Genomic DNA, 24,335 nt, shown 5'->3' with positions numbered 1-24,335 from the left:
GAGCGTCCGGCTGATAACCGGGAGGTCACAAGTTCGAATCTTGTCAGGTCCACCATCAAAACTGTGAAGAGCCTCGAGGTATTGCCTCGGGGCTTTTTTCTTGTGTGTTATAAAACTCATTTTGGTTTTGTGTGCTGTGCGAAAGATTGGGTAGTATAGCAATTCAATGCGGCGAAGGCGCCGTGTGTTAACCGCTACGTACCGGAGGTGTTCCATGGTTCGTGTCGACATAGAGACCATCGTCATGGCCGCCGGTCCCGTGCCATCGCTTATCGTGCTTCGCGAGCGCTGCAGCAAATCGGACTCCCCTGCGCCGCTGCGCTCCCTTTCCATCCAAACTGGTTCGTTTGAGGCTGCGGCTATTAGCCGCGGTATCGACAGCGGTCGTGCCGAGCGCCCGATTGCCCATGACCTGCTGCTCGATACGCTTGATGCTCTGGATGCAAAACTCGAGCGTATTGAGATTGTCCGTGCCGAGCCTCCCGTGTTCTACGCGACGGTCGTCGTTTTGGCCGACGGCAGCGAGCATAGGATCGATGCGCGTCCGAGCGACGCCATCGCCCTCGCCGTGCGCAGCAATGCCCCCATGTTTGTGGAGGATGACATCATGAACCGCCTGGGGACCGTCTCTCCGGTTGCCGAGGAAATCGATGACGAGCAGGAATTTGAGAAGTTCGACGAGTTCGTCCATACGCTCTCGCCCGATGATTTTTAAATGACGGGTAGCCATGAGACGGAGTTTGCACTGATGGAGCGTGGCGTCTCGGCCGAGGTCGCCGCCATTGCCCGCGAGGCCCAGATGCGCTCGGAGGCGTCCGAGGCCGCGCGCATCGCCTACGTGACGCAGGCCCGTACGCTTCGCGAGCGCCGTGCCTCCTTTATCAAGATGGTTGCCGTCTCCGCACTTGTCGCGGCAATCTCCTCGCGCCTTCGTGGTACAGTTGGTGCGCTTGGGTTTTCGATTTCGACGGGATTGGTCATCTGGGGCGTGGTCGATGCCGTGATGCTGACCAACCAGATCAAGGTACTCGATAAGCGCGCGGCCGATATGATGCGCGCCCGCGACGCCGCCGCCAGGATCGCTGCCGAGGCACAAGAGATGTAACGACGCCGGACTCGATGGGAAGGTCTAAGAATGGCACAGGATATGCAGGACGCCGGAAACGTCTCCGCCGAGCTCGACGCCATGGTGTGCGACCTCATCGGGGCCTTTTTGGACGATCTCGCCGCTGGTGAGAATCCGGGCGTTGTCGTTGCGATCGAGGACGCCGCGTCCAACCGTTATCTGGCGGCACTCGACGAGGACGGCGAAGAGGCATGCCTCGAGGCTGCCACCAACTTTATCTCCGAGCACAAGATGGGTCTTAAGGACGAGGGCCTGGGCCGCATCGCCCGTTACGCCATCGGCTACACCGGATGTGTCGAGATCGATGGCGGCTACCATGACGCCCTGCTCGTGAGTTTCTTTGAGACGACGCTCGAGAGCGGCTTTTCGGCATACGTACTGTACGAGGGTGTGGGCGCCGGCGATGGTTTTATGTGGAGCGACCCTGAACCTGCAGGCGAGGAAACCCCTCTTATCTAAAATCGCTAAAATAAACGAGTTTTCGGTAAAAGGCTCATTATTCCCGCCGAGCGTTGTGTTGCTGGGCGGGTCGCATACGCGTGCCGGTTGTATATAGATAGAAGATAGGGGAACTACATGCGCGTAGACAATCTGAGGAACATCGCCATCATCGCTCACGTCGACCATGGCAAGACGACGATGGTCGACAAGCTCCTGCGTGCCACGGACGCCTTCCGTGCCAACCAGCAGGTCGAGGACCGCGTCTTGGACTCTAACGACCAGGAGCGCGAGCGCGGCATTACGATTCTCGCCAAGAACATCTCTATCGAGTACAAGGACGTTAAGATCAACGTCATCGACACCCCGGGCCACGCCGACTTTGGCGGCGAGGTCGAGCGCGTGCTGCGTATGGCCGACGGCGCCCTGCTGCTGGTCGACGCTTTTGAGGGCCCCATGCCCCAGACCCGTTTCGTGCTGCGTCACGCTATCGACACCGGCCTCAAGATCATGATCGTCATCAACAAGATCGACCGTCCGGGCGCCAACCCCGAGAAGGCCTACAACGACTGCCTGGACCTCATGGCCGACCTGGGCGCCACCGACGACCAGCTTGAGTTCGCCATGGAGCACGTGGTCTACGCCAGCGCCATGAACGGCTTTGCCCGCCTTGACCCCAACGACGGCAACATGGACATGTATCCGCTACTCGATATGATCATCGACGACATGCCTGCGCCCGAGGTTGACGAGAACGCCCCGCTGGCCATGCAGTGCGTGACTATCGACCACTCTAACTTCGTTGGCCGCATCGGCATCGGTCGCGTGTACTCCGGCACCATCCACCAGGGCGACCAGATCCTGGTTGTCAAGAACGACGGCTCCAGCGCCACCGCTACCGTCAAGCAGCTCTTTACCTTTGACTACCTGGGCCGTACCGAGTGCCAGGAAGTCGGCGCTGGTGACATCGCCGCCGTCGTGGGCATCGACCGCACCGATATCGGCGATGTCTACACTGATCCCGAGAACCCCGTCGAGCTCGAGCCCATCGAGATCGACCCCCCGACCCTGTCCATCGTCTTTGAGGCCTCGACCTCCCCGCTCGTCGGTCGCGACGGCGACATTGTGGGCGCCCGTCAGCTCAAGGAGCGTCTGTTCAACGAGGCCGAGAACAACGTGACCATGAAGATCGAGGAGCTCGAGGACAAGAGCGGCGTCGAGGTCTCGGGCCGCGGCATTCTGCACCTGTCCGTCCTGATGGAGTCCATGCGCCGCGAGGGCTTTGAGTTCCAGGTCGGTCGTCCCCGCGTTCTGTTTAAGAAGGACGAGAACGGCAACAAGATGGAGCCCGTCGAGCAGGCCGTCGTCGAGTGCCCGGACGAGTATTCGGGCAAGGTCGTTGAGGTCTTCGGCACCTCCGGCGGCATCATGACGAGCATGGATACCTCGGGCATCGTGACGCACCTCGAGTTTAAGATCCCGACCCGCGGCATCATGGGTCTTAAGAACCGCATCATGAACGTCACCCACGGCGAGGGCGTGTTCTACCACACCTTCCTGGAGTACGGTCCCTATGCCGGCGAGATCGGCAACCGCCAGAACGGCGCCATGATCTCCATGACCACCGAGAAGGCCGTTGCCTACGCTCTGGGTACGCTGCAGGAGCGCGGCCAGCTGTTCGTTGAGCCGGGCACCGAGTGCTACGAGGGCATGATCGTAGGCGAGCGCAGCAAGGCCGGCGACATGGTCGTCAACATCGCCCGTACCAAGAACCTGGGCAACCAGCGCTCCTCGACCTCCGATATCTCTGTCCAGCTGGTGCCGCCCCGCACCTTCTCGCTGGAGGAGGCGCTGGAGTACATCGCCGACGACGAGCTGGTGGAGATCACTCCCAAGAACATTCGCCTGCGCAAGCGTCTGCTCAATGCTACCGACCGCAAGAAGGCCGCCGTCCGCGCCGGTCAGGTCAACAAATAAACGCTGAGCTTTATAGCGACTAACAAGAAAGGGCGCCGACCGTAATGGTCGGCGCCCTTTTTGTGCATAGGGACTGAGCTGGTCTGCACCACCACAAAGGTGCCTGGTCCCTTTGTGGTGGTTGGCGGCTAAGCGGTGGGGAGTCCTGGCGTGTTAGCCGGCTGTTGCGGCTTGACGCGGGCGTTGCGCCAGATGATTTGGATGATGTAACCGAGCATAAAGACAAAGGCCACGCCGCTGATGAAGTCACCTACGAGGGGAAGCCCCGTGAGGGCGCCTGCGATTACGCCACCAACGGCTGCCATGGCGTAGCGGTTCTGGCTGTGTCCGACCATGCGTGCAATCGCGCACCCTGCAAAGGCATTCGACACCAGCGCGATGCCAATGACACCGCACAAGAGGGTTCCGGCAAGCGACAGACCAGCGATAGAGATAATCAGCAGTAGGACGGCGGGGACGATAGCAATCGTGCCCAGAAGACCGCTCACCCACAGGGGCATGGAGCGCTGGTGGAGCATGCCGGCGGCGCTGGCGGTCGCGCGCGGAAAGATGAGCTCGAGCAGCAGAGCGACAAAGCAGGTCGAGAGTGCCGCGGCGACGATACCGCCGATGACATCGTTAACGGTGGAAGTATCCTCGTTCTCGGTGCGGTCGATCTTGAGCGCACCGACCTCGGCTCCCGCGGCGCGCTCGGGGTCCTCGGAGACGTGCGCGTTCACGGTGCCGGTGATGTGGGCGTTCTTGCCCAGGATGAGCTTGTCGGCCCAAACCTCGACATCGCCCTTGACGGTGCCATCGATGGTCACCGTGTCGCCCGCAAGCGCTGCCGACTTGGTGGAGCCTCGCAGGGCAACCGTCTCGCCTATCGCGTAGAAACAGTTGGCGGTGCTGTCGGAATTGAGCACGACATGCTGGCCAGCGACGGTCACGCTGCCATCAACCGTGGTCTTGGCAATGTCGATGGTGCGTGCCGCCAGACGGACGGCGCCGCCCACTGTGCAGTCACGGATCGAGAGGGTATCGCCCGCGGCGATGATATCGCGGCCGATGGACACATCATCCAAGTTGAGGGCCTGACCTGCCCAGTACAGGTCACCTTCGACGCCGGACGGATTGGCGTCATTGTCGGTCGCAAGTACGTTTCCTGCGGTGTCCGTGCCGGCGAACGACGCCGTGGGAAGCACGGTGATCGCCAGCGCGATGAGCGCGAATAGGATGGTGATGCGGCCCCATGCTTTACGGCGCTGGGTCAACGGGAGTTGATTGCAGGGCATAGTGAATCCTTCGTTAGATACTCGGCATATACCTAACAGGGTACCCAACGCGTGGGCGCTCTAAAAGAACCTCTCGGTTGCATTTCGAAGTATGAGCCCGCGCTACCTACTTTTTGCGATGCAAAAAGCGTGCGATGTCATCCTCGGTGGGGCTTTTGATATCAAAGCGCAGCGACAGCCAGCGTAGTCCCATGGTCACCACGACGCAAACGACCAGTGCGACGACATTGCTGACCAAGCCGCTCATGACAAGGCAAACATAGCTTGCCGATCCGGCGATGGCCGCGATGGCATAGAAGTTGGTGCGCTGGAAGATACCCGGCACCACACCCATAAAACCATCTCGCAGCATGCCGCCGCCCACCGCGGTAAAAAAGCCCATCATGATGCACACCGCCGGCGCAAAGCTGTAGACCAGCGCCTTGTCTGCGCCGGTTGCCGCATAAATACCCACCGAGATGATATCGAGCAGGGGAATGAGCTTTTCGGGCTTGTCGACGATTGCCGGGAAGATGTAGATGATGGCCGCGGTGGCGATGGAGAGCGGGAGCGCCATCGGTTGGTTGAGGATGTAGACGTTGCCCACCTGCAGCGTCATATCGCGCAAAAGACCGCCGCCCAGTCCACAGACCACGGCGAGCGCGACGGCGCCCACCAGGTCGAGTTTGTGCTCGCGTGCGACCAACACGCCCGAGATCGATGCCGCGACGACGGCGAACATCTCGAGCCAAAACGGGATGGCAACCATGGCATCCGAGGCGTGTGCGGTAACGATCATAGCGGCGGCAACGGGCAAGATGGGGTCCTTTGAGTTACGGGTTTAGACAATGCCCGTACATAGTACATGTTCGGCGCCGATTGCGACCCTATTGCTCGGCAAACGGTCGGGACTGGGTACGGTCATAGGTTCCATGTTTGGGGATCCGGGTTGATGCTGAACGCGATGGGGGCGTGGTCGAATAGGAGGGATGTCCAAATTTTGAGCTTTGCTCAAAATATATCCGGTCGGCTGGCGCCGACCGCGCTGCGCTAAAAACGCGCCGTTGGCGCGTTTTCTTTACGCTCCGCGCCCTGGCGGGTTCGAATCCCTCCTCCTCCGCCGTATATGCTTGTTAGGGACTCAAAACAAAAAAGCCCCCAATACTGGGAGCTTCCTCAATCTAAATGGCGGAGGAGGAGGGATTCGAACCCTCGTGACCTTATACAGGCCAAACGGTTTTCGAGACCGCCGCATTCAACCACTCTGCCACCCCTCCGCGTGGGGTAAAAACAAAGCAGGCTCGAAGGCCTGCTTTGGAATTAACTGGCGGAGAGTCAGGGATTTGAACCCTGGAGACGCTTTTGACGCCTACACGATTTCCAATCGTGCTCCTTCGGCCACTCGGACAACTCTCCGTTAAATGCGAAAGTCAGTATACACGAGGAATCGCAAAGTGCAAACAGAAAAGTTGGCATTTTTTGAAACGTTTGGCTTCGTGACGGGATCTAGGAGGGCAAAAACGGGCTCTGACCAGCAGGGTTACATGCGGCAAATTGTTCAAAATGGGTATTTATAAACGACATGTCAGCAATTTTAAAAATCTTTGAACGGTGTTGTGAACCACTGGTATGTATTTCGCGACCACAGCCTTGCAATTGTTGACCTGCGGCTTGGCTCAGTTTGTCCCCGCAGCGCCGTGTCTTGTCCACAGATCCGTCAAGCATTTGGTCAGCATTTGGTTGGAAGACGCATGAAGTGCCGTGTGAGTATGGACATATGTGGAGGTCATGAGGTTGTAGCTGCATATTCTTGCAGCCTGGGAGGTTGAAAGATATTATTACCAAGTCTTTTCCTGCTTCAGGCGCACCTTCACGACCTGAAGCCACATTTGCCCAGAGGAGGTGACAATATGAAGGCTTATGAACTGCTGTTCTTTGTTGACCCGTCGCTCGACCCCGAGACTCGTCTCGCTGTTATGAAGCGTATCGATACCACGATCGCTGAGGGCGCTGGCAAGGTCGACTCCGTTGACGAGTGGGGCAAGCGCAAGCTCGCCTACGAGATCAACGACCTCACCGATGGTGACTACACCCTCATCAACTTCCACGCAGATCCTACCCAGATCGCCGAGCTCGATCGCGTCCTGCGCATCACCGACGCTGTGGTCCGCCACATGATCGTCCGTCGCGACGACCAGGAGTAAGACTGTCGTTTTGGACTGGGCTTGTGCCCCAAGAGGAAGTAGTGAGTTATGAGCATCAATCGAGTGAACATCACCGGTAACCTCACCCGCGATCCCGAGCTGCGCGCCACCGCCGGCGGAACCCAGGTTCTGTCCTTTGGCGTCGCCGTGAACGATCGTCGCCGCAACGCGCAGACTGGCGAGTGGGAGGACTATCCCAACTTTGTCGACTGCACTATGTTCGGCACCCGCGCCGAGGCCGTGAGCCGTTTCCTGGCAAAGGGAAACAAGGTCGCGATCGAGGGCAAGCTGCGCTACAGCTCTTGGGAGCGCGACGGCCAGCGCCGGAGCAAGCTTGAGGTCATCGTCGATGAGATCGAGTTTATGAGCTCCCGTGGTGGTCAGGGTGGCTACGATCAGGGCGGTTACGCCCCCGCAGCTCCCGCGCCCGCAGCACGTCCTGCCGCACCGGTGGCTACGCCGCCCGCGGTCGACGTCTACGATGAGGACATCCCGTTCTAAGGGTTGTTCACCTATTTTTGAGTGAGAGGCGGCTTCGGTTCGCCGAAGTTGCCAAATGAAAGGTATTTTGACATGGCTAATGATTTTTCTGCACGTCAGCCGCGTCGTAAGTACTGCCAGTTCTGCAAGGAGAACACTGAGTTCATCGACTATAAGGACACTCAGCTTCTCCGTAAGTACATGACCGACCGTGGCAAGATCAAGCCCCGTCGCGTCACTGGCGCTTGCACGCAGCATCAGCATGACATCGCCAACGCCATCAAGCGCGCCCGCGAGATGGCTCTCCTGCCGTACACCGTCCCCGTGGTTTCCTCTCGTGGCAACCGCGACCGCGGCTAAGAAGGGAGACGCATCATGAAGGTTATTCTTCTCGATGAGATCAAGGGCAAGGGCGGCGAGGGTGACGTCGTAGAGGTTGCTCAGGGTTACGCTGAGAACTTCTTGTTCCCCAAGAAGCTCGCTGTTGCCGCCACCAAGGGCAACCTCAAGCAGCTTGACGAGCGTCGCAACAACATCGCCAAGCGCGAGGCCGTCCGTCTGGCTACCGCCAACGAGACCAAGGCTGCCTTCGAGGGCAAGACGGTCACCGTTGACGTCAAGGTCGGCGACGAGGGCATCCTCTTTGGCTCCGTTACCGCCGCTATGATCGCTGACGCCATCAAGGCTCAGCTCGGTATGGATATCGACCGCAAGCGCGTCGAGCTCGGTAAGCCCATCAAGGTTGCCGGTGCCCACACCGTTGCCATCTCGCTGTACCGCGAGATCAAGGCCGAGGTTGTCGTTCTCGTCGGCGTTACCGCCGAGGAGCTCGCTGCCGAGGCTGAGGTCGAGGAGGCCGCTGAGGTCGCCGAGGCCGAGACCGCCGAGGTCGAGACTGAGGCTGCTGCCGAGTAGCATTTGCTGCAACGCAACAATCTTGTTCTAAGAAGGGCGCTCTGGGAAACCAGGGTGCCCTTTTGTTTTCTACGCTCGGCGAGCGCCAAGGCAGGCGTTGTTGTGAAGCCCCAAACGCGGGACCGTTCATCCGTTTCGTTCGGTGATGATTGCCGGGGCGCGGCCCGTTTTGGGACCGTGGCTGATACTATGGATGCTCGCAAGCGATATGAATGAGGATGCTCATGGCATATGACGAAAGGGAGACGGGGCTGACGGTCGAGGACCGTGGCTCCAAGTTGGGTCTCCCTCAAAACCAAGATGCAGAGGCTAATGTACTGGCCGCCATGCTGCTGTCGCCCGAGGTGGTCGAGGAGGCCCAGGTCGAGCTGCAGCCCGATGACTTCTACCGGCCCATTCATAAGACCATCTACACCGCGATGGTCGATATGTACAACAGCCGCATTCCCATCGACTCCATATCGCTGATCGATTACCTGCGCAGCATCAACAAGCTTGATGCCGTGGGCGGCGAGGCCTACATTTTGGAGCTGATGGGTCAGACCCTGTCGCTCGTGAACTGGCAGCACCATGCTGCCATCGTCCGTCGCGACTCGATGCTGCGCGAGCTGATCGGTGCCACCAACGAGATCAATGCGCTGGCCTATAACGCCCCTACCGACACCAAAGAGGTCGTGGAACTGGCCGAGAGTAAACTGCTCAAGGTCACGGCGCGCGAGGTCAAGTCGAGCTATAAGACACTGACCGAGTTTATGGTCGAGGCCTATAACGAGGCCGAGGAAGTGTGCAAGGCCGGCGGACAGGCCGCGGGCGTGCCCACCGGCTTCCCGTCGCTCGACCGCATGCTCATGGGCTTCCGCGAGGGCCAGCTCATCATTATCGGCGCCCGCCCTGCCGTGGGTAAGACGTCGTTCGCTCTGAACCTGGCGCTGAATGCCGCCGCTGCGGGCTATACCGTTGGCTTCTTTTCGCTGGAGATGTCGGGCAAGGAAATTGCCCAGCGCCTGATTTGCGCCTACGCCATGATCTCAATCAGCGACTTCCGTACGGGCCGCATTAGCCCCGAGCAGTGGGCCAATATCAACGAGGCCACGCAGACCTTGTCTAAGCTCGACATTCTGATTGACGATACGCCCGGCACCACGGTGACCGAGATCCGCGCCAAGAGCCGCCGCATGCTCCACAACAAGGAGAAGGCGATCATCATCCTGGACTACCTGCAGCTGGTGAGTCCTCCGCCGGGGCGTCGCTCCGAGAGCCGTACCGTCGAGGTCTCCGAGATGTCGCGTGGTTTAAAGATCATGGCCAAGGAGCTCAAGATCCCGCTCATTGCACTGTCGCAGCTGTCGCGTCAGGTTGAGTCCCGTACCGGCAAGCGCCCGCAGCTGTCCGACCTGCGTGAATCGGGCTCCATCGAGCAGGACGCCGACATCGTTATGTTCTTGGACCGCTCCGCCGATGAGGCCGAGGCCTCGCGTGACGATCGACCCGACGAGGGCGTTACGCGTATCGTCGTGGCCAAGAACCGTTCGGGCCCGATCGGTGACGTCGACCTGATGTTCCTGCCGGCATCCACCAAGTTCTATGAGCTTGATGGGGCGCATACCGAGGAGTAGGACAGGCGCCCGTTGCACGGGTATACTGGGAATGTTTTGTGCTTCTGCGTGCCGGCGTGGCGCGTAGACAGTCCATGAATGTAAGGAGTAAACATGCCGTCAACCGTTTTGGTCGGTGCCCAGTGGGGCGATGAGGGCAAGGGTAAGATCTGCGACCTGGTCGCCGGCGACTTCGATGCCGTCGTGCGCTATTCGGGCGGTAATAACGCCGGCCACACCATCGTCGTCAACGGCAAGAAGTACGGCCTGCACCAGGTGCCCTCCGGCATCATGTATTCCGACCATGTGTCGGTGATCGGTAACGGCTGCGTCGTCAACCCCAAGGTTGTCCTTGAGGAGATTGACATGTTCGAGGCCGACGGCATCACCACCAAGAACCTCAAGATCAGTGGCAACGCGCACATCATCATGCCGTACCACATCGATCTGGATGGTGCTTTTGAGCAGAAGCTCGGCAAGAAGAACATCGGTACCACCAAGCGCGGCATCGGTCCGTGTTACCAGGACAAGATGGCCCGCATCGGTCTGCGTATGCAGGACATGCTGGACGAGACGCTGTTCCGCGACAAGCTGGAGACCGCTCTTGCCCGCGTGAATCCCGAGCTCGAGCTCATCTACCACCTGCCCACCTACACCGTGGACCAGATCTGCGACGAGTACCTGCCCATGGCCGAGCGCCTGCGTCCCTACATCACCGAGACGAGCCTGCTGCTCAACAACATGATCGACGAGGGCAAGGACCTGCTGTTCGAGGGCGCCCAGGCAACGCTGCTCGACATCGACCACGGCACCTATCCGTACGTGACATCTTCCAACTGCACCGCCGGCGGCGCCATCACCGGCTCCGGCGTCGGTATGAAGAATGTCGACCGCGTGCTGGGCGTCATGAAGGCCTATATCACCCGTGTCGGGTCGGGCCCCATGCCCACCGAGCTTTCCTATGAGTCCGAGGCCGGCCATACGCTGACCGAGGAAGGCTATGAGTACGGCGTGACTACCGGCCGTCGTCGTCGCTGTGGTTGGTTCGATGGCCCCATCGCCAACTACGCCTCGCGTGTCAACGGCCTCACCGATATCGCCATGACCAAGCTCGACGTGCTTTCGGCTTTCGACACCATCAAGGTGTGCGTGGCCTACGACGTCGACGGCGAGCGCTACACGAGCGTGCCCGAGCATCAGGTTCGCTTTGAGCACGCCAAGCCCATCTACGAGGAGCTTCCGGGCTGGAAGTGCGACATCACCGGTTGCCGCAGCTTTGAGGAGCTGCCGCAGGAGGCTCAGGACTACGTGGCGTTTATCGAGGATCTGGCACACACCCGCGTGACGTTCATTGGCGTCGGCGCCGATCGCGAGCAGATCATCAACCGATTCTGGAAGTAATCGGTTTATACGGTTATTGCGATATACCCCTTTGCAGCCCGGACGGGCGGCCGAGGGGTATATTTGCTTGCAAAGGGCTCGCGCGGAGCGGGCCGTTCATCCATAGAGGAGGCACCCTTGAAGGCGGACACTCAAACCATCGACATCCTGTTGTTGGGCAGCGGCGGCCGCGAGCATGCTCTGGCGGCTAAGCTCGCAGCATCACCGCGCGCCGGCAAGCTCTACATTGCGCCGGGTAACGGCGGCACCGCGAGCTGCGGCGAGAACGTGGTTCTCGACGATTGCGATCCTGCGGCCGTGGCGGCGTTTGCGCAGAGCCACGGATGCGGACTCGTGGTGATTGGCCCCGAGGCTCCGCTCGTGGCGGGCGTGGCCGACGCCGTGCGCGCGGCGGGTATTCCCTGCTTTGGCCCGGGTGCCGAGGGCGCCCAGATGGAGGGCTCCAAGCTGTTCTCCAAGCAGCTCATGGAGCGCGCCGGTATCCCGACGGCAGCCTATGGTTCGTTTACCGACGAATCTTCGGCTCTTGCCTATGTGCGTGAGCAGGGCGCCCCGCTGGTCGTGAAGGCCGACGGCCTTGCTGCGGGCAAGGGCGTTATCGTGGCGACCGAACTTGAGCAGGCCGAGGAGGCCGTGCGCGAGTGCTTTGGCGGCACCTTTGGCGATGCCGGCAATACCGTGGTCATCGAGGAGATGCTGACCGGTCCCGAGTGCTCGCTGCTGGCCTTTACCGACGGCAAGACCGTGCGCCCCATGGCCACCTCGCAGGACCACAAGCGCGCGCTCGAGGGCGACAAGGGCCCCAACACCGGCGGCATGGGCGTCTACAGCCCGGTGCCCATCGTGACTGACGAGGAGCACGCCACCATGGTGAAGGTCATGGAGCAGACCGTGGCCGAGCTCGCTGCCGAGGGTATCGACTACCGCGGCTGCCTGTACGGCGGCTTTATGCTCACGCCTGCCGGCCCCAAGGTGCTGGAGTTCAATGCCCGCTTTGGCGACCCCGAGACGCAGGTCGTGCTGCCGCGCCTTAAGAACGACCTGGTCGAGGTCATGCTGGCTTGTGCCAACTGCGAGCTCGATCAGATTGAGCTCGACTGGCGTGACGAGTGGGCCGTGGCCGTTGTCCTGACGAGCGCGGGCTATCCCGGCAGCTACGAGAAGGGCAAGGTCATCACCGGTATCGCCAATGCCGAGGCCATGGAGAACGTGACCGTGTACCACGCGGGCACCGCCGTGGTGGACGGCCAGCTCGTGACCAATGGTGGCCGCGTGCTTGCCGTGACCGCTCTGGGCGACACGTTCGAGAACGCTCGCAACCTTGCCTACGAGGCCTGCGAGAAGATTGATTTTGAGGGCAAGACCCTGCGTCACGACATCGGCCTGCGCGCGCTGCGCGGCCGCGACGCCTGGGATGCCTAAAATCCGAGAGGAATGAGACGGATGGACGAGAAGAACGAAGAGCTCGTGGACGCGCAGATCGTCGAAGAGGACAGCCGCATGTATGGGCACGCCGAGGGCGAGCCTGGTGGCGAGGTCGCTGACGAGCCGGCACTGGTGCTGGGCGACGACGACCCGCACGATGCCGAGCTGCACGAGAAGATTCTTTCGGAGGAGTGCGCCTGGAAGGGCAAGATTCTCGACGTCCACCGTCTTGAGGTTGAGCTGCCCAACGGTCACCGCAGCGCCCGCGATATCGTTCGCCATCCGGGTGCGGCGGCCGTTGTGGCACTGACCGAGAGCGGCAAGATCGTACTGGTGCGTCAGTACCGCACCGCCATCGACCGCGTGACGGTCGAGATTCCCGCCGGCAAGCTCGATCCAGGCGAGGACCCGCTCGATTGCGCCAAGCGCGAACTGCATGAGGAGACGGGCTTTAGGGCCGGTCGCATTCGCTTTTTGACGTCGATTGTCACGTCCTGCGGTTTTTGCGATGAGATCATCCACATCTACTTGGCTACCAAGCTCGAGTTTGATGCGCCCAACCCCGATGATGACGAGTTTGTCAACGTGGACCTGGTGCCGCTGCACGAGCTGATCGACGCCGTGCTCGACGGCAAGATCGAAGATGCCAAGACCGTCGTGGGCGCCTTGGCCTGCGATAGCATCGCGCACAGGCTGGGCGGAACTGAGCTTTAAAAGCGAGGGCGACCCTGGGGCAAACGCTACTGATTATTTGCCCCAGGGTCTTACGTTATTGTTTTATCTCCGAGGACTGCATGTTTAAGAGGTTTCTTTCGTATTACAAGCCCCAGATGGGGCTTTTTGTTGCCGATACTGTTTGTGCCCTGGTGCTTGCCGCCATTGACCTGGCGTTTCCTATCATTCTGCGCAATCTGACCGGCGGGCTCTTTACCCAGGGTCAGGCTGCTATTATGCAGGCACTCGGCATGATCGCGGTTGGCCTGGTACTGATGTATGCCATCCGTTGCGCCTGTCGCTACTTTGTGAGTTACTGGGGCCACGTGATGGGCGCGCGCATGGAGTCCAAGATGCGCGAGGACCTGTTCGATCAGTACGAGCGCTTTAGCTTTGCGTACTTCGATCGCAACAGCTCGGGTGACATGATGAGCCGCGTGGTCAACGACCTGTTTGATATCTGCGAGGCGGCACACCACGTGCCCGAGTGGATTATCATCTGCGGCATCGAGATCGTTGGCTCGTTTGTGATCCTCTTTGCTATTGCCCCGGTGCTGGCGCTTGCTATGGCCGTGGTGACGGCGGTGTTTGCGGTCATCATGTTTTGGCAGAACATGCGCATGCGCGAGGTCTTCAGCGACAACCGTAAAAAGATTAGCGGCATCAATGCGCAGCTGCAGGATTCGCTGGCGGGCATGCGCGTAGTCAAGAGTTTTGCGAATGAGGAGACCGAGCGCTCCAAGTTCCGCGCCTCTAATGACCGCTATCTCTCGTCCAAGGAGAACATGTATCACGCCATGGGCGTTTACACCGCGACGTATGGCCTGCTTTCGGGCGTGCTCTACGTGATCGTGGTGCTGCTCGGCGGTTGGCTGGTGGCGCAAGGCCAGCTGCAGGCGGTCGATATGGCGACCTTTGCACTCTATATTTCGCTGTTCTGCACGCCGCTCGAGACACTCGTCAATTCGGCCGAAACGTATCAGAAGGCTATCGCCGGCTTTAAGCGTATGGACGAGGTGCTCTCGACCGCGCCGGATATCCAGGACAAGCCGGGCGCCACGGATCTGCAGGTGACTGCCGGCGCCGTGGAGTATCACGACGTGTGCTTTAACTACGAGGATGTTGAGCTGGGCGAGGGCGATGCCGACGAGCGTCCCGTTATCGACCATATGGACCTGTCCATCAAGCCCGGGCAGACCATCGCTTTGGTTGGCCCCTCGGGCGGCGGCAAGTCCACGACCTGTTCGCTGCTGCCGCGCTTTTATGACGTGGCTACCGGATCCATTAGCATCGACGGCCAGGACGTGCGCGATGTGACGCAGCAGAGCCTGCGCCGCGCCATCGGCCTGGTGCAGCAGGATGTCTATCTGTTTGACGGTACGATTGGCGAGAACATCGCCTACGGCAAGCCGGGCGCTACAGCGGAAGAGATCGCCGAGGCCGCCCGTCGCGCCAACATCGATGCCTTTATCGAGTCGCTTCCACAGAGCTACGACACCGTGGTGGGCGAGCGTGGCAGCCGTCTTTCGGGCGGACAGAAGCAGCGCGTTGCCATCGCGCGCGTGTTTCTCAAGAACCCCAAGATCCTGATTTTGGACGAGGCGACGAGTGCTTTGGATAACGAGAGCGAGGAGGCGGTGCAGGAGTCGCTCGAAGAGCTGGCCCGCGGCCGCACCACGATTATCATCGCCCACCGTCTTTCGACCATTAAGCATGCCGATGAGATTGCGACCGTTGAGCATGGTCGCGTTGTGGAGCGTGGCACGCACGAGGAGCTTCTCGCCCGTGGCGGCACCTATGCCCGTTACTATCGAATGCAGTTCGAAGGTGCGCGTGCGCACGAGCTCGACTGATTGATATGACAGGAAGTTTATGGCTGACAAGAACCCTTTGACTCCGGAAGAAGTGACGGAGTTATTCTCCGAAATCGATGCATCCGGTGTCTTGGATCCCACGCTTGCCAAAAAGCGAACCGAGCGCATGCGTGAGAAGGAGGCTGCGGCCAAGCGCGGTGACAAAGCTGCGCTAGCGCAGCTGCGCAGCGAGGACCGCGCGAGCCAGGCAAAACATATCGACCCGCTGTCCGAGGACGATCCTTCGGGCTCGCAGGTGAGCCATACCATTACAAAGACCGCGATGGCCGTGGTCATCGGTATTTTGGTGCTGATCGTGGGCATGCAGATCGGCTACGGCGTGATGCGTCGTCTGAACACCGCGAACCTCTCCGAGAGCGTTTCGGTCGATACCGTTTCGACGGCGCTGAAGGGCGGCCTTGAGTGGGGCAACGGCTTTACGCAGTTCCCACTCGACTTTACCGTCGATGAAGCCGATGAGCGTACGGGCACGGTCGAGGTGACGGTGTTGGACACATCGTCTGCCAACGAGCTCGAGCTGCTGTCCAACGGGCAGATTCAGGCCGCGGCGCTTGCGACCAACGCGCTGCTCAACGATAAGATCGACCGCGTGGTGTATAACGTTCACGCCTATATCGACGAGGATAGCAACATTCAGCACGATTCCTTCTTTGGCATGTTCCCCGCGCGCGGCCACCAGAGCGCCATTTTGACGTTCGTGTGGACCAAGAGCTCATCCAACGCCACGAGTATCGACTGGAAGATGCGCATCGTGAGTATGGATGACACCATCGCCGAGCGCATTCAGAAGCAGGTGAACTCGGTGTCGTCGTTGATTGAGGACCCGGTGGTGAGCCAGACCAAGATTGACGAGGAAAAAGCCGAGCGCGATCTGGAGCATCGTCTGCATGGCCGCGAGATTTTCCGTGGCGGCAAGCCCGATCGCACACCGTCCGAACTGCTGGAGCAGGACAAGAAAAAATAAGACGCCATCATCCCGCGTGAGCCACAAGCCCCGCGGGATGATTTTTCTGGGACGGGGATTAAAAAACATTATGCATAGAAAGTCATAATTATCATTTCGTAAACATTTCGATGAAATTAACGCCATGAGGCATGCTTGCGGTTACAATACCGCGAGGCCTAACTACACACCTTTAAGCCGGTCCTGTGAGACCGGGAAGGAGAATTATGGCGAACAACCATACCGCGGGCGCTGCCGCCCGCACCTTCGCGCCCAGCGAGCTTTGCCAGCGTATGCTGGCCAAAACCAGCAAGGGCACCTGCGGTCCCTGCATCCTGTATCTTGAGGATGGGACCATTTTTTATGGACGTGCATGCGGCGCCGAGGGCACCGCGACCGGCGAAGTTTGCTTCAACACCTCGCTCGAGGGCTACTTTGAGGTCATGACCGACCCGAGTTATGCCGGCCAAATCGTAACCATGACCTATCCGCAGATCGGCAACTACGGTATCGACGAGACCGACGTCCAGTCGGCCTTCCCCGGCGACGCCGTGCGCTCTGCGAGCGCTCCGGCCATGCGCGGCATGATCGTTCGCGACATGTGCGCCACGCCTTCTAACTGGCGCTCGGCCGTTAGCGTGCCGGAGTACCTGCGCGCACACGGCATCGTTGCTATCGAGGGTGTCGACACCCGCGCTCTGGTGCGCCATCTGCGCGACAATGGTTCCAAGATGGGCATTATCTCGACCGAGATCTTCGACGTCGACGAGCTTGCCGAGCGTCTGGCCGCAGCGCCTACGCTGGTAGGCGAGAACCTGGTCAAGACCGTAAGTTGCCCCGCGCCTCATGAGTTTGTGGCCGCCGACCTGCCTGCCACGCATGGCTTTGCGCTTTCGGCTGCCGCTCCTGCCCGTCACAAAGTGGTCGCCTACGACTGCGGTGTGAAGCGCGGCATTCTGGAAGGGCTGGTCCGCGCCGGCTGCGACCTTACCGTCGTGCCGTGGAATACGCCCGCGAGCGAGGTGCTCGACATGAATCCCGACGGCGTCTTTTTGTCCAATGGCCCCGGCGACCCCGACGCCGTGGTGGAGACCTACGAGCAGGTGCAGCAGCTGATCGGCAAGGTGCCGGTCTTTGGTATTTGCCTTGGTCACCAGATGATCAGCCTGGCCTGCGGCGCCCAGATGGAAAAGCTTAAGTTCGGTCACCGCGGTGGCAACCAGCCGGTCATGAACCTGGTAAGCCGTCGCGTGGAGATCACCGCACAAAACCATGGCTTTGGCCTGCTGTTCCCCAGCTTGGGCAAGCTTGTCCCCGAGCTTTCCGGCGGCGAGACCGAGCATGCGGCCGATGGAGATCTGCGCGTCTGGGTGCGCCGCGGAATCGCGCCGGTCGTGATGAACGAGCGCTTTGGCCGCATTCGCCTGACGCACGTGAACCTCAACGACGGCACCGCCGAGGGCATCCAGCTGCTCGACGCCCCGTGCTTCTCGGTCCAGTACCACCCCGAGGCCTCACCCGGCCCCACCGATGCCCACTATCTCTTTACCGCCTTTACGCGACTCATGGACGGCGAGGAGAACTATCTGGACATCGACACCGCGAAGGACCGCCTTGCTGGCTGGAATTTCGCCGAGACCGCCGCGACCGAGACCGAGGAGAACTAACATGCCGAAACGTACTGACATCAAGCGTATCCTCGTCATTGGTTCGGGCCCCATCGTTATTGGCCAGGCCTGTGAGTTCGACTACTCCGGCGCCCAGGCCTGCAAGGTGCTCAAGGAGGATGGCTTTGAGGTCATCCTGGTCAACTCCAACCCGGCGACCATCATGACCGACCCGGGCTTGGCCGACCGCACCTATGTCGAGCCCATCACCGCCGAGTTTATCGAGCGCGTAATCAAGAAAGAGCGCCCGGACGCGCTGCTGCCCACGCTGGGCGGCCAGACCGGTCTGAACGCCGCCGTCGAGCTGGCGAAAGACGGCACGCTCGACAAGTACGGTGTCGAGATGATCGGCTGCGACCTGGCCGCTATCGAGCGCGGCGAGGACCGTAAGCTCTTTAACGAGGCCATGGCCGAGATTGGCCTGGAGGTCGCGCGCTCGGGCTATGCCTACAGCGTGACCGACGCCGAGGCTATCGCCGAGCGCGTGGGCTATCCCTGCGTACTGCGCCCGAGCTTCACCCTCGGCGGCGCCGGCGGCGGCATCGCTCACACCCACGAGGAGCTCGTCTCCATCGTGAGCCAGGGCCTGGAGCTCTCGCCCGCCCACGAGGTGCTGGTCGAGGAGTCCATCGAGGGCTGGAAAGAGTACGAGATGGAGGTCATGCGTGACCACGCCGGCAACGGCATCATCGTGTGCTCCATCGAGAATCTCGACCCCATGGGCGTGCATACCGGCGACTCCATCACCGTGGCGCCGGCGCAGACACTCTCCGATCTTGAGTATCAGCGCATGCGCGTGGCCTCGCTCGCCATTCTGGAGAAGATCGGCGTCGAGACCGGTGGCTCCAACGTGCAGTTTGCCGTGAACCCCAACACCGGTCGCTTGATCGTCATCGAGATGAACCCGCGCGTGAGCCGTTCGTCCGCGCTGGCCTCCAAGGCCACGGGTTTCCCCATCGCTAAGGCCGCCGCGCGCCTGGCTGTGGGCTATACGCTCGACGAGATCGTCAACGACATCACCAAGGCCACGCCCGCCTGCTTTGAGCCCACGATCGACTACTGCGTCGTTAAGGTGCCGCGCTTTGCCTTCGAGAAGTTCAAGGGTACCGACCCCACGCTCACCACGCGCATGAAGGCGGTGGGCGAGATCATGGCGATCGGCCGCACCTTTGAGGAGGCCTTCGGCAAGGCCATGCGTTCGCTGGAGGACGGGCATCAGGGCATTTGTGCCGGTGGCAAGGAAGGTGCCGACAAGCTGAGCGACGATGAGCTCGCTCAAGCCGTGGCCACGCCGACCGAACACCGCATCTTCTTTGTGGTCGAGGCCCTGCGCCGTGGCTGGGACATTGCTCGCATCCACACCATCTGCGGCATCGACCCGTGGTACCTCAACCGCATCAACGACATGGTGCAGGTCCAGGAGAGCATCCGCGGCCTGCGCGTGGAGGACATTGACGCCGACGCGATGCGCCTGCTCAAGCAGTACGGCACGAGCGACGCCGAGATTGCCGCGCTGACCGGCTCCGATGAGCGCTTTGTGCGCGCCTATCGCAAGGGCCTGGGCGTGGTTCCCAGCATGAAGACGGTCGACACCTGCGCTGCGGAGTTCTCGAGCGCCACGGAGTACCACTACAAGACCTACGAGAACATCTACCGCACGAGCCCGGATGCCAAGAAGTGTGTGGCTCCCGACGAGACCACGCCGGCGGACAAACCCAAGGCGATGATCCTGGGCGCCGGCCCCAACCGTATTGGCCAGGGTATCGAGTTCGATTACTGCTGCGTGCACGCGAGCTACGCGCTGGCCGCCCGCGGCTTCGAGACCATCATGGTCAACTGCAACCCCGAGACCGTCTCGACTGACTACGACACCTCGGACCGCTTGTACTTTGAGCCGCTCACCTACGAGGACGTCATGGATGTCATCGATGTTGAGCGACCCGACGGCGTCGTGGTGACGCTCGGCGGCCAGACCCCGCTTAAGCTGGCGCGCATGCTCGAGGAGAGCGGCGTGAACATTATGGGCACCAAGCCCGATGCCATCGACTTTGCCGAGGACCGCGAGCGCTTCGCCGCTCTGCTCGACAAGCTGGGCATCATGTACCCGCCGGCGGGCCAGGCCACCTCGTTTGAGGAGGCCGAGGCCGTGGCCGCGCACATCGGCTACCCGCTGCTGGTGCGTCCGAGCTACGTGCTGGGCGGCCGCGGCATGATGATCGCCTACGATGCCGAGCATCTGCGCGATTACATGGCCGAGGCTGCGCGCATTAGCCCCGACTACCCGGTGTATCTGGACCGCTTCCTGGAGGGTGCGATCGAGTCCGACGTCGACGCCCTGTGCGACGGCGAAGAGGTCTACATCGGCGGCATTCTGGAGCATATCGAGGAGGCCGGTATTCACTCTGGCGACTCCGCGACCTGCATCCCGCCGTTTAGCTTTAGCGAGAGCCTGCAGGCGAAGCTCTGCGAGACCACGCGCCACATCGCGATGGCGCTGGGCGTGCGCGGCCTGGTCAACGTGCAGTACGCCATCAAGGGCGAGACCGTCTACGTGATTGAGGCAAACCCGCGCGCGAGCCGCACCGTGCCGTTTATCTCCAAGGCCACCGGCGTGCCGCTGGCCAAGTGCGCTGCGCGTATCATGGCGGGCGATTCCATCGCGAGCCTGGGCCTGCCGAGTGACGAGCGTCAGCTGGACTGGTTCTGCATGAAGGAAGCCGTTATGCCCTGGGGCCGTTTCCCGGGAGCCGACGTTATCCTGGGGCCCGAGATGAAGTCGACGGGCGAGGTCATGGGTATCGCCAAGAGCTATCCCGAGGCATACGCCAAGACGCAGCTGGCGATCGACTACAAGCTGCCCGATCCGAGTTGCGGCAAGGTGTTCATCAGCGTGTGCGACCGCGACAAGCGCCATATCCTTTCGGTCGCGCGTATCCTGCGCTACCTGCGCTTTGACATCTGCTCTACCGAGGGTACGGCGCGCGTCCTGCGCGGCGGCAACGTGACGTGCGAAGTCGTGGAGAAGATCAGCGGCCCGCACGACGGCGAGCGTCCCAACATCGGCGACCTCATCGCCGATGGCAAGATTGCGGTAATCATCAACACGCCGTACGGCCCGGGCTCGCGTGGCGATGGCTACCTGCTACGTACCGAGGCCGTGCGTCGCGGTGTGACCTGCGTGACGGCGATGTCTGCCGCCAACACCTACGTGAGTGCCATCGAGGCCGTGCGCGAGGACCAGCAGGGTCACGGCAGCGCCAACGACATGGGCATGGACGTCATCGCCCTGCAGGACCTGCCGCAGCACACGGTGTAGGTTGAGCTGGCCGGCCGGGGCGGGGGCCGAGTTTCCCCCTTCGCTCCGGCTGCAAGCAGAGTCGCTCAGTGGGAAACTCGGCTCCCCCGCCCCGGCCTGCGGTGACTTGGTTGTGCCGTGTGCTGCAGAAGGGGCTTTGTGCGTCCGGTGGCAATCAGGGTTCCGGCAACGGTGGGCAGACATCCGGCGGTTCGAACGATGGCGCCCAGGCGGGAAAGCCCGCTGGTGACAAGGCTCAGGGTGGCAAGTCCGCTAACTCACTTGCGAGCACCGGTGATCAAACGGTGGCGACCGTCGCGGCGATCGGCGGCCTGGGTGCCGCGATCGCCGCAATCGGAGTCTTCCTTGCTCGTTTCCGCCGCAAGGAAGACTAGCGCGAGCGATTGACAATCGCACACGTTTCCCAAGAGGGCCGCGGTAACCGTCGCGGCCCTCACTTTACCGGAGCGGTCTGAGGACTCGCGTCTTTCGCTTCGGACTGCTGCGCAGGGTCAATCAGGCGGAGATCTCACCCGTGTCGGGTTTGCGATAGCTTGGCGAATATAATTACGCGAAATCTAGGATTTCTCAAAAACGCGAAGTAGATGATATATTGTACTTCGCGTTTTTCAGTTAATCTTAATTTTGCGAAGTGGATTGCCATGAGACTTATTAATCGACCGTTCTATATGGATAAGCTCTCCAAGGTGGCGGGTTCGCCAGACATCAAGGTGATTACCGGAATCAGGCGATGCGGAAAATCGAAATTGCTTGAGGCGTTTGCCAGCCAACTTCGTTCAAACGACCCCTCGGCCAACGTCATACACGTCAACTTCAATCTACTTGAGTTCGAGCCGTTGGCGGAATACCATGCGCTGCATACATATGTGGAAAAGCATTATATCGAGGGTTGCCGGAATATCGTCATGATCGACGAGGTCCAGATGTGTGAAGGGTTCGAGCGGGCTATCAACAGTCTTCATGCGTCAGAGAAATATGACATTTACATCACGGGGTCGAATGCCTTTCTTCTCTCAAGCGACCTCTCGACGTTGTTCACGGGAAGAACGGTGGAGATCGAGGTCTTTCCGTTTTCACTTGCGGAGTTCTCGGCGTATCACGAGATCACTTCTCCAGCCGAGGCCCTTGCTCGCTATGTCCGCGAGGGAGGAATGCCGGGTTCCTATATCTACCAGGACGAAAGGATGCGTTTCTCATACATCTCGGATGTGCTTGAAACTCTTATCCTGCGCGACATCAGACAAAAATATCGTATACGTAATGCGGAGCAGCTTAAACGTTCCTGCGAGTTCCTGATGGATAACGTCGGAAACATCTCTTCTCTCAAGGGGATGGCGGCTGAGCTGTCACGAGCGAACCTTAAGATAAGCGACAAGACGCTGGCTGTGTATATCGACTACCTGTGTGATGCGTTTGCGTTCTACCGGTTTCGTCGCTTTGACGTCTCAGGAAAGAAATACCTGTCGACGGGAGATAAATACTACCTGGCCGACCACTCGTTTCGCTACGCCGCGCTTGGTACGAAAAAGCTCGATTTTGGCCATGTTTACGAGAATATGGTGGCAATCGAGCTTATGCGCCGCGGATGGGAAGTCTACGTGGGCGTTCTCTACCAAAAGGAAGTAGACTTTGTCGCCATCAGGCGTGACCGCCGTGTCTATATCCAGGTGAGTGACGACATTTCCCAAGAAGCGACGCTTGAGCGTGAGCTTGATCCGCTGCGACGGATTCGAGACGCCTATCCCAAGTGCGTCATCGCCCGAACAGGGCACGAAACGACTGATTGGGATGGCATCAAGGTCGTCGACCTGGCACGATGGCTTATGGGTGAATCAGGCGAGCTGGCCGTCTAGCACGCGATGACGCGGGCTGGAACGAACGAGCGAGGATTCCGTCCCGCGAGGAGGCCAATACGGCCCTCTTCGAGGGACGGAATCCTCGCTCGATCTCTTGGCGGGACATTTTGCTCGGTCGATGATCAACGGTTGGTGGAAAGCGATGCCTCGTCCGTGCCACTATTCCGTGATTGCTGGTATTTTCTGAATGCTAAAATGAATGCATAAAAGACTTTATATTTGGAGGTCTCGATGCCTGCTTTAAAGATGCTCGACAATCTTGTTCCCATCAGCGATTTCAGTCACGGTAAGGGTCCCGCTGCGTTTTCGAGAGTGAGCAACGACAACCCGGTTGTAGTTTTGAAACACAACAAGCCGGCGTTCGTTATCGTGACGCCCGATGAATACCGAGAGGCTAAGCAGGCGGAGGAGGACCTCGCCTTGTTGACGTTGGCCCTTAAGAGGACGGCTGCGACAAGCGATGATGAACTCGTTTCCCTATCTGATGTTATGGCAGAGTTGGGTGTGGGCCAGGACGAACTCGATCAGATGGATGAGGTCGAGTTTGAATGAGCGGGTACGAAGTCGCTTTCTACCCGGATACTCTCAAGGATCTCAAGCGTCTCGATGGTTCCCAGCGAAAACACGTGTTTAAGGCTATAGAAAGAATCAGAACGAACCCATTGCCGCAGAACGAAGGCGGATTCGGCAAGCCTCTTGGAAACAAGGCAGGCACGGATTTGACGGGCTTCATGAAAATCAAGCTCAGGGGAAGTGGCATTCGGATTGTGTACCGCCTCATTAAAATCAAAGGAAAAATGGCCATCGTAGTGGTAGGCGCTCGTGAAGACATGGAAGCGTACCGAATCGCCCAAAGGCGTGCGATTGATTTCGAGAAGTGGGCGGAAGAGGCTCTCTAACTTCATGGGCGAAAACAGGAATGCAGCGATGTGCTTCAGGTGTGCGAGTTTTGAAAGGCTCTGGTGATTCGGAGGTCCGCCAGAGCCTTTTTCTATCTGTGGACATTCCTCTTGGACAGTTAGTTCAGATACGTATTTTTCAGAGGACGTGTGGAGGCCAATTTGGGCACAATTGAGCTATTTTTGATAGTCTGGACGGTCGCGCGCGCAGACGTGGTGTAAGAGTGTCCTGAGGTCCGTCGCTGCAAGTCC

22 protein-coding genes and 2 tRNA genes are annotated in these 24,335 nt (G+C 60.1%); 20 read left to right on the top strand and 4 right to left on the bottom strand.

Features of this window, described 5'->3' with window-relative positions; genetic code table 11:
* Nucleotides 1–214: 214 nt before the first annotated feature.
* The 4 genes from I2D41_RS05715 to typA all read left to right on the top strand — a co-directional run bounded on the left by I2D41_RS05715 (nucleotide 215) and on the right by typA (nucleotide 3,541).
* Nucleotides 215–715, top strand: a complete 501-nt coding sequence (locus I2D41_RS05715; RefSeq protein WP_195363842.1) for a bifunctional nuclease family protein — start codon at nucleotides 215–217, stop codon at nucleotides 713–715.
* Nucleotides 716–1,105 carry a hypothetical protein gene (locus tag I2D41_RS05710; RefSeq protein ID WP_195363841.1) on the top strand — a complete coding sequence of 130 codons (390 nt, stop codon included), beginning with the start codon at nucleotides 716–718 and terminating at the stop codon, nucleotides 1,103–1,105.
* Nucleotides 1,106–1,135: 30 nt separating this feature from the next.
* Nucleotides 1,136–1,585, top strand: coding sequence for a hypothetical protein (locus tag I2D41_RS05705; RefSeq protein WP_035136509.1), 450 nt, complete (start codon nucleotides 1,136–1,138; stop codon nucleotides 1,583–1,585).
* A gap of 117 nt (nucleotides 1,586–1,702) precedes the next feature.
* Nucleotides 1,703–3,541, top strand: a complete 1,839-nt coding sequence (typA, locus tag I2D41_RS05700; protein WP_006235837.1) for a translational GTPase TypA — start codon at nucleotides 1,703–1,705, stop codon at nucleotides 3,539–3,541.
* 128 nt (nucleotides 3,542–3,669) lie between these two features.
* Here the strand turns inward: typA and I2D41_RS05695 are convergent, their stop codons facing one another.
* From I2D41_RS05695 to I2D41_RS05680, 4 genes are all read right to left on the bottom strand, one after another.
* On the bottom strand, nucleotides 3,670–4,815 hold the full coding sequence (locus I2D41_RS05695; protein ID WP_195363840.1) for a bactofilin family protein: 1,146 nt from the start codon (nucleotides 4,813–4,815) through the stop codon (nucleotides 3,670–3,672).
* Nucleotides 4,816–4,921: 106 nt separating this feature from the next.
* Nucleotides 4,922–5,611: a trimeric intracellular cation channel family protein gene (locus tag I2D41_RS05690; protein WP_229042191.1), complete on the bottom strand. Its 690-nt coding sequence runs from the start codon at nucleotides 5,609–5,611 to the stop codon at nucleotides 4,922–4,924.
* Between the two features lie 369 nt (nucleotides 5,612–5,980).
* Nucleotides 5,981–6,071 (bottom strand) — tRNA-Ser (locus I2D41_RS05685).
* Between the two features lie 48 nt (nucleotides 6,072–6,119).
* Nucleotides 6,120–6,210: transfer RNA gene (locus tag I2D41_RS05680), tRNA-Ser, on the bottom strand.
* A gap of 494 nt (nucleotides 6,211–6,704) precedes the next feature.
* Between I2D41_RS05680 and rpsF the strand changes: the two genes are divergently transcribed.
* The 16 genes from rpsF (at nucleotide 6,705) to I2D41_RS05600 (ending at nucleotide 24,083) form a co-directional block, all read left to right on the top strand.
* Complete coding sequence (gene rpsF / locus I2D41_RS05675; RefSeq protein WP_006235831.1) at nucleotides 6,705–6,998, top strand: 30S ribosomal protein S6; 294 nt, start codon at nucleotides 6,705–6,707, stop codon at nucleotides 6,996–6,998.
* Nucleotides 6,999–7,046: 48 nt separating this feature from the next.
* Nucleotides 7,047–7,499 carry a single-stranded DNA-binding protein gene (locus I2D41_RS05670; protein WP_006235830.1) on the top strand — a complete coding sequence of 151 codons (453 nt, stop codon included), beginning with the start codon at nucleotides 7,047–7,049 and terminating at the stop codon, nucleotides 7,497–7,499.
* Nucleotides 7,500–7,571: 72 nt separating this feature from the next.
* Nucleotides 7,572–7,838 carry a 30S ribosomal protein S18 gene (rpsR, locus tag I2D41_RS05665; RefSeq protein WP_006235829.1) on the top strand — a complete coding sequence of 89 codons (267 nt, stop codon included), beginning with the start codon at nucleotides 7,572–7,574 and terminating at the stop codon, nucleotides 7,836–7,838.
* A gap of 15 nt (nucleotides 7,839–7,853) precedes the next feature.
* Nucleotides 7,854–8,393 (top strand): 50S ribosomal protein L9, encoded by a 540-nt coding sequence (gene rplI, locus I2D41_RS05660; RefSeq protein WP_022094073.1) that lies wholly within the window; start codon nucleotides 7,854–7,856, stop codon nucleotides 8,391–8,393.
* Between the two features lie 218 nt (nucleotides 8,394–8,611).
* Nucleotides 8,612–10,009, top strand: a complete 1,398-nt coding sequence (gene dnaB / locus I2D41_RS05655) for a replicative DNA helicase (protein ID WP_195362310.1) — start codon at nucleotides 8,612–8,614, stop codon at nucleotides 10,007–10,009.
* A gap of 93 nt (nucleotides 10,010–10,102) precedes the next feature.
* Complete coding sequence (locus I2D41_RS05650) at nucleotides 10,103–11,389, top strand: adenylosuccinate synthase (RefSeq protein ID WP_195363839.1); 1,287 nt, start codon at nucleotides 10,103–10,105, stop codon at nucleotides 11,387–11,389.
* Between the two features lie 117 nt (nucleotides 11,390–11,506).
* Entirely contained in the window at nucleotides 11,507–12,811 is a 1,305-nt protein-coding gene (gene purD, locus I2D41_RS05645) for a phosphoribosylamine--glycine ligase (RefSeq protein WP_195363838.1), read from the top strand.
* 21 nt (nucleotides 12,812–12,832) lie between these two features.
* Entirely contained in the window at nucleotides 12,833–13,528 is a 696-nt protein-coding gene (locus I2D41_RS05640; RefSeq protein WP_195363837.1) for an NUDIX domain-containing protein, read from the top strand.
* An 80-nt stretch (nucleotides 13,529–13,608) separates the two neighbouring features.
* On the top strand, nucleotides 13,609–15,381 hold the full coding sequence (locus I2D41_RS05635) for an ABC transporter ATP-binding protein (RefSeq protein ID WP_195363836.1): 1,773 nt from the start codon (nucleotides 13,609–13,611) through the stop codon (nucleotides 15,379–15,381).
* A gap of 19 nt (nucleotides 15,382–15,400) precedes the next feature.
* A complete protein-coding gene (locus I2D41_RS05630; RefSeq protein ID WP_006235822.1) occupies nucleotides 15,401–16,366 on the top strand; it encodes a hypothetical protein in 966 nt (321 codons plus the stop codon).
* Nucleotides 16,367–16,572: 206 nt separating this feature from the next.
* On the top strand, nucleotides 16,573–18,012 hold the full coding sequence (gene carA / locus I2D41_RS05625; protein ID WP_195363835.1) for a glutamine-hydrolyzing carbamoyl-phosphate synthase small subunit: 1,440 nt from the start codon (nucleotides 16,573–16,575) through the stop codon (nucleotides 18,010–18,012).
* A 1-nt stretch (nucleotide 18,013) separates the two neighbouring features.
* Nucleotides 18,014–21,328: a carbamoyl-phosphate synthase large subunit gene (carB, locus tag I2D41_RS05620; RefSeq protein WP_195363834.1), complete on the top strand. Its 3,315-nt coding sequence runs from the start codon at nucleotides 18,014–18,016 to the stop codon at nucleotides 21,326–21,328.
* A 119-nt stretch (nucleotides 21,329–21,447) separates the two neighbouring features.
* Entirely contained in the window at nucleotides 21,448–21,702 is a 255-nt protein-coding gene (locus I2D41_RS05615) for an LPXTG cell wall anchor domain-containing protein (RefSeq protein ID WP_171021465.1), read from the top strand.
* A gap of 267 nt (nucleotides 21,703–21,969) precedes the next feature.
* A complete protein-coding gene (locus I2D41_RS05610; RefSeq protein ID WP_138374288.1) occupies nucleotides 21,970–23,181 on the top strand; it encodes an ATP-binding protein in 1,212 nt (403 codons plus the stop codon).
* 222 nt (nucleotides 23,182–23,403) lie between these two features.
* Nucleotides 23,404–23,736 (top strand): type II toxin-antitoxin system prevent-host-death family antitoxin, encoded by a 333-nt coding sequence (locus I2D41_RS05605; RefSeq protein ID WP_195246563.1) that lies wholly within the window; start codon nucleotides 23,404–23,406, stop codon nucleotides 23,734–23,736.
* Nucleotides 23,733–24,083: a type II toxin-antitoxin system RelE family toxin gene (locus I2D41_RS05600; protein ID WP_195363833.1), complete on the top strand. Its 351-nt coding sequence runs from the start codon at nucleotides 23,733–23,735 to the stop codon at nucleotides 24,081–24,083. Before I2D41_RS05605 ends, I2D41_RS05600 begins: the two co-directional genes overlap by 4 nt.
* Nucleotides 24,084–24,335 lie beyond the last annotated feature (252 nt).

The organism is Collinsella aerofaciens (genome assembly GCF_015552075.1).
Classification (GTDB): Bacteria; Actinomycetota; Coriobacteriia; order Coriobacteriales; family Coriobacteriaceae; genus Collinsella; species Collinsella aerofaciens_Y.
Note: the sequence above shows the minus strand (reverse complement) of the source record. Positions and strands in the feature narration are given on the sequence as shown.

Bases quoted from the DNA above. Each gene is read 5' to 3' on its own strand.
- I2D41_RS05650 (WP_195363839.1), top strand. From the start codon at position 10,103: ATGCCGTCAACCGTTTTGGTCGGTGCCCAGTGGGGCGATGAGGGCAAG.
- I2D41_RS05705 (WP_035136509.1), top strand. From the start codon at position 1,136: ATGGCACAGGATATGCAGGACGCCGGAAACGTCTCCGCCGAGCTCGAC.
- rplI (WP_022094073.1), top strand. From the start codon at position 7,854: ATGAAGGTTATTCTTCTCGATGAGATCAAGGGCAAGGGCGGCGAGGGT.
- I2D41_RS05710 (WP_195363841.1), top strand. From the start codon at position 716: ATGACGGGTAGCCATGAGACGGAGTTTGCACTGATGGAGCGTGGCGTC.
- I2D41_RS05635 (WP_195363836.1), top strand. From the start codon at position 13,609: ATGTTTAAGAGGTTTCTTTCGTATTACAAGCCCCAGATGGGGCTTTTT.
- dnaB (WP_195362310.1), top strand. From the start codon at position 8,612: ATGCTCATGGCATATGACGAAAGGGAGACGGGGCTGACGGTCGAGGAC.
- I2D41_RS05640 (WP_195363837.1), top strand. From the start codon at position 12,833: ATGGACGAGAAGAACGAAGAGCTCGTGGACGCGCAGATCGTCGAAGAG.
- I2D41_RS05715 (WP_195363842.1), top strand. From the start codon at position 215: ATGGTTCGTGTCGACATAGAGACCATCGTCATGGCCGCCGGTCCCGTG.
- I2D41_RS05630 (WP_006235822.1), top strand. From the start codon at position 15,401: ATGGCTGACAAGAACCCTTTGACTCCGGAAGAAGTGACGGAGTTATTC.
- I2D41_RS05670 (WP_006235830.1), top strand. From the start codon at position 7,047: ATGAGCATCAATCGAGTGAACATCACCGGTAACCTCACCCGCGATCCC.
- typA (WP_006235837.1), top strand. From the start codon at position 1,703: ATGCGCGTAGACAATCTGAGGAACATCGCCATCATCGCTCACGTCGAC.
- I2D41_RS05600 (WP_195363833.1), top strand. From the start codon at position 23,733: ATGAGCGGGTACGAAGTCGCTTTCTACCCGGATACTCTCAAGGATCTC.
- I2D41_RS05695 (WP_195363840.1), bottom strand. From the start codon at position 4,815: ATGCCCTGCAATCAACTCCCGTTGACCCAGCGCCGTAAAGCATGGGGC.
- I2D41_RS05610 (WP_138374288.1), top strand. From the start codon at position 21,970: ATGAGACTTATTAATCGACCGTTCTATATGGATAAGCTCTCCAAGGTG.
- carB (WP_195363834.1), top strand. From the start codon at position 18,014: ATGCCGAAACGTACTGACATCAAGCGTATCCTCGTCATTGGTTCGGGC.
- carA (WP_195363835.1), top strand. From the start codon at position 16,573: ATGGCGAACAACCATACCGCGGGCGCTGCCGCCCGCACCTTCGCGCCC.
- rpsR (WP_006235829.1), top strand. From the start codon at position 7,572: ATGGCTAATGATTTTTCTGCACGTCAGCCGCGTCGTAAGTACTGCCAG.
- rpsF (WP_006235831.1), top strand. From the start codon at position 6,705: ATGAAGGCTTATGAACTGCTGTTCTTTGTTGACCCGTCGCTCGACCCC.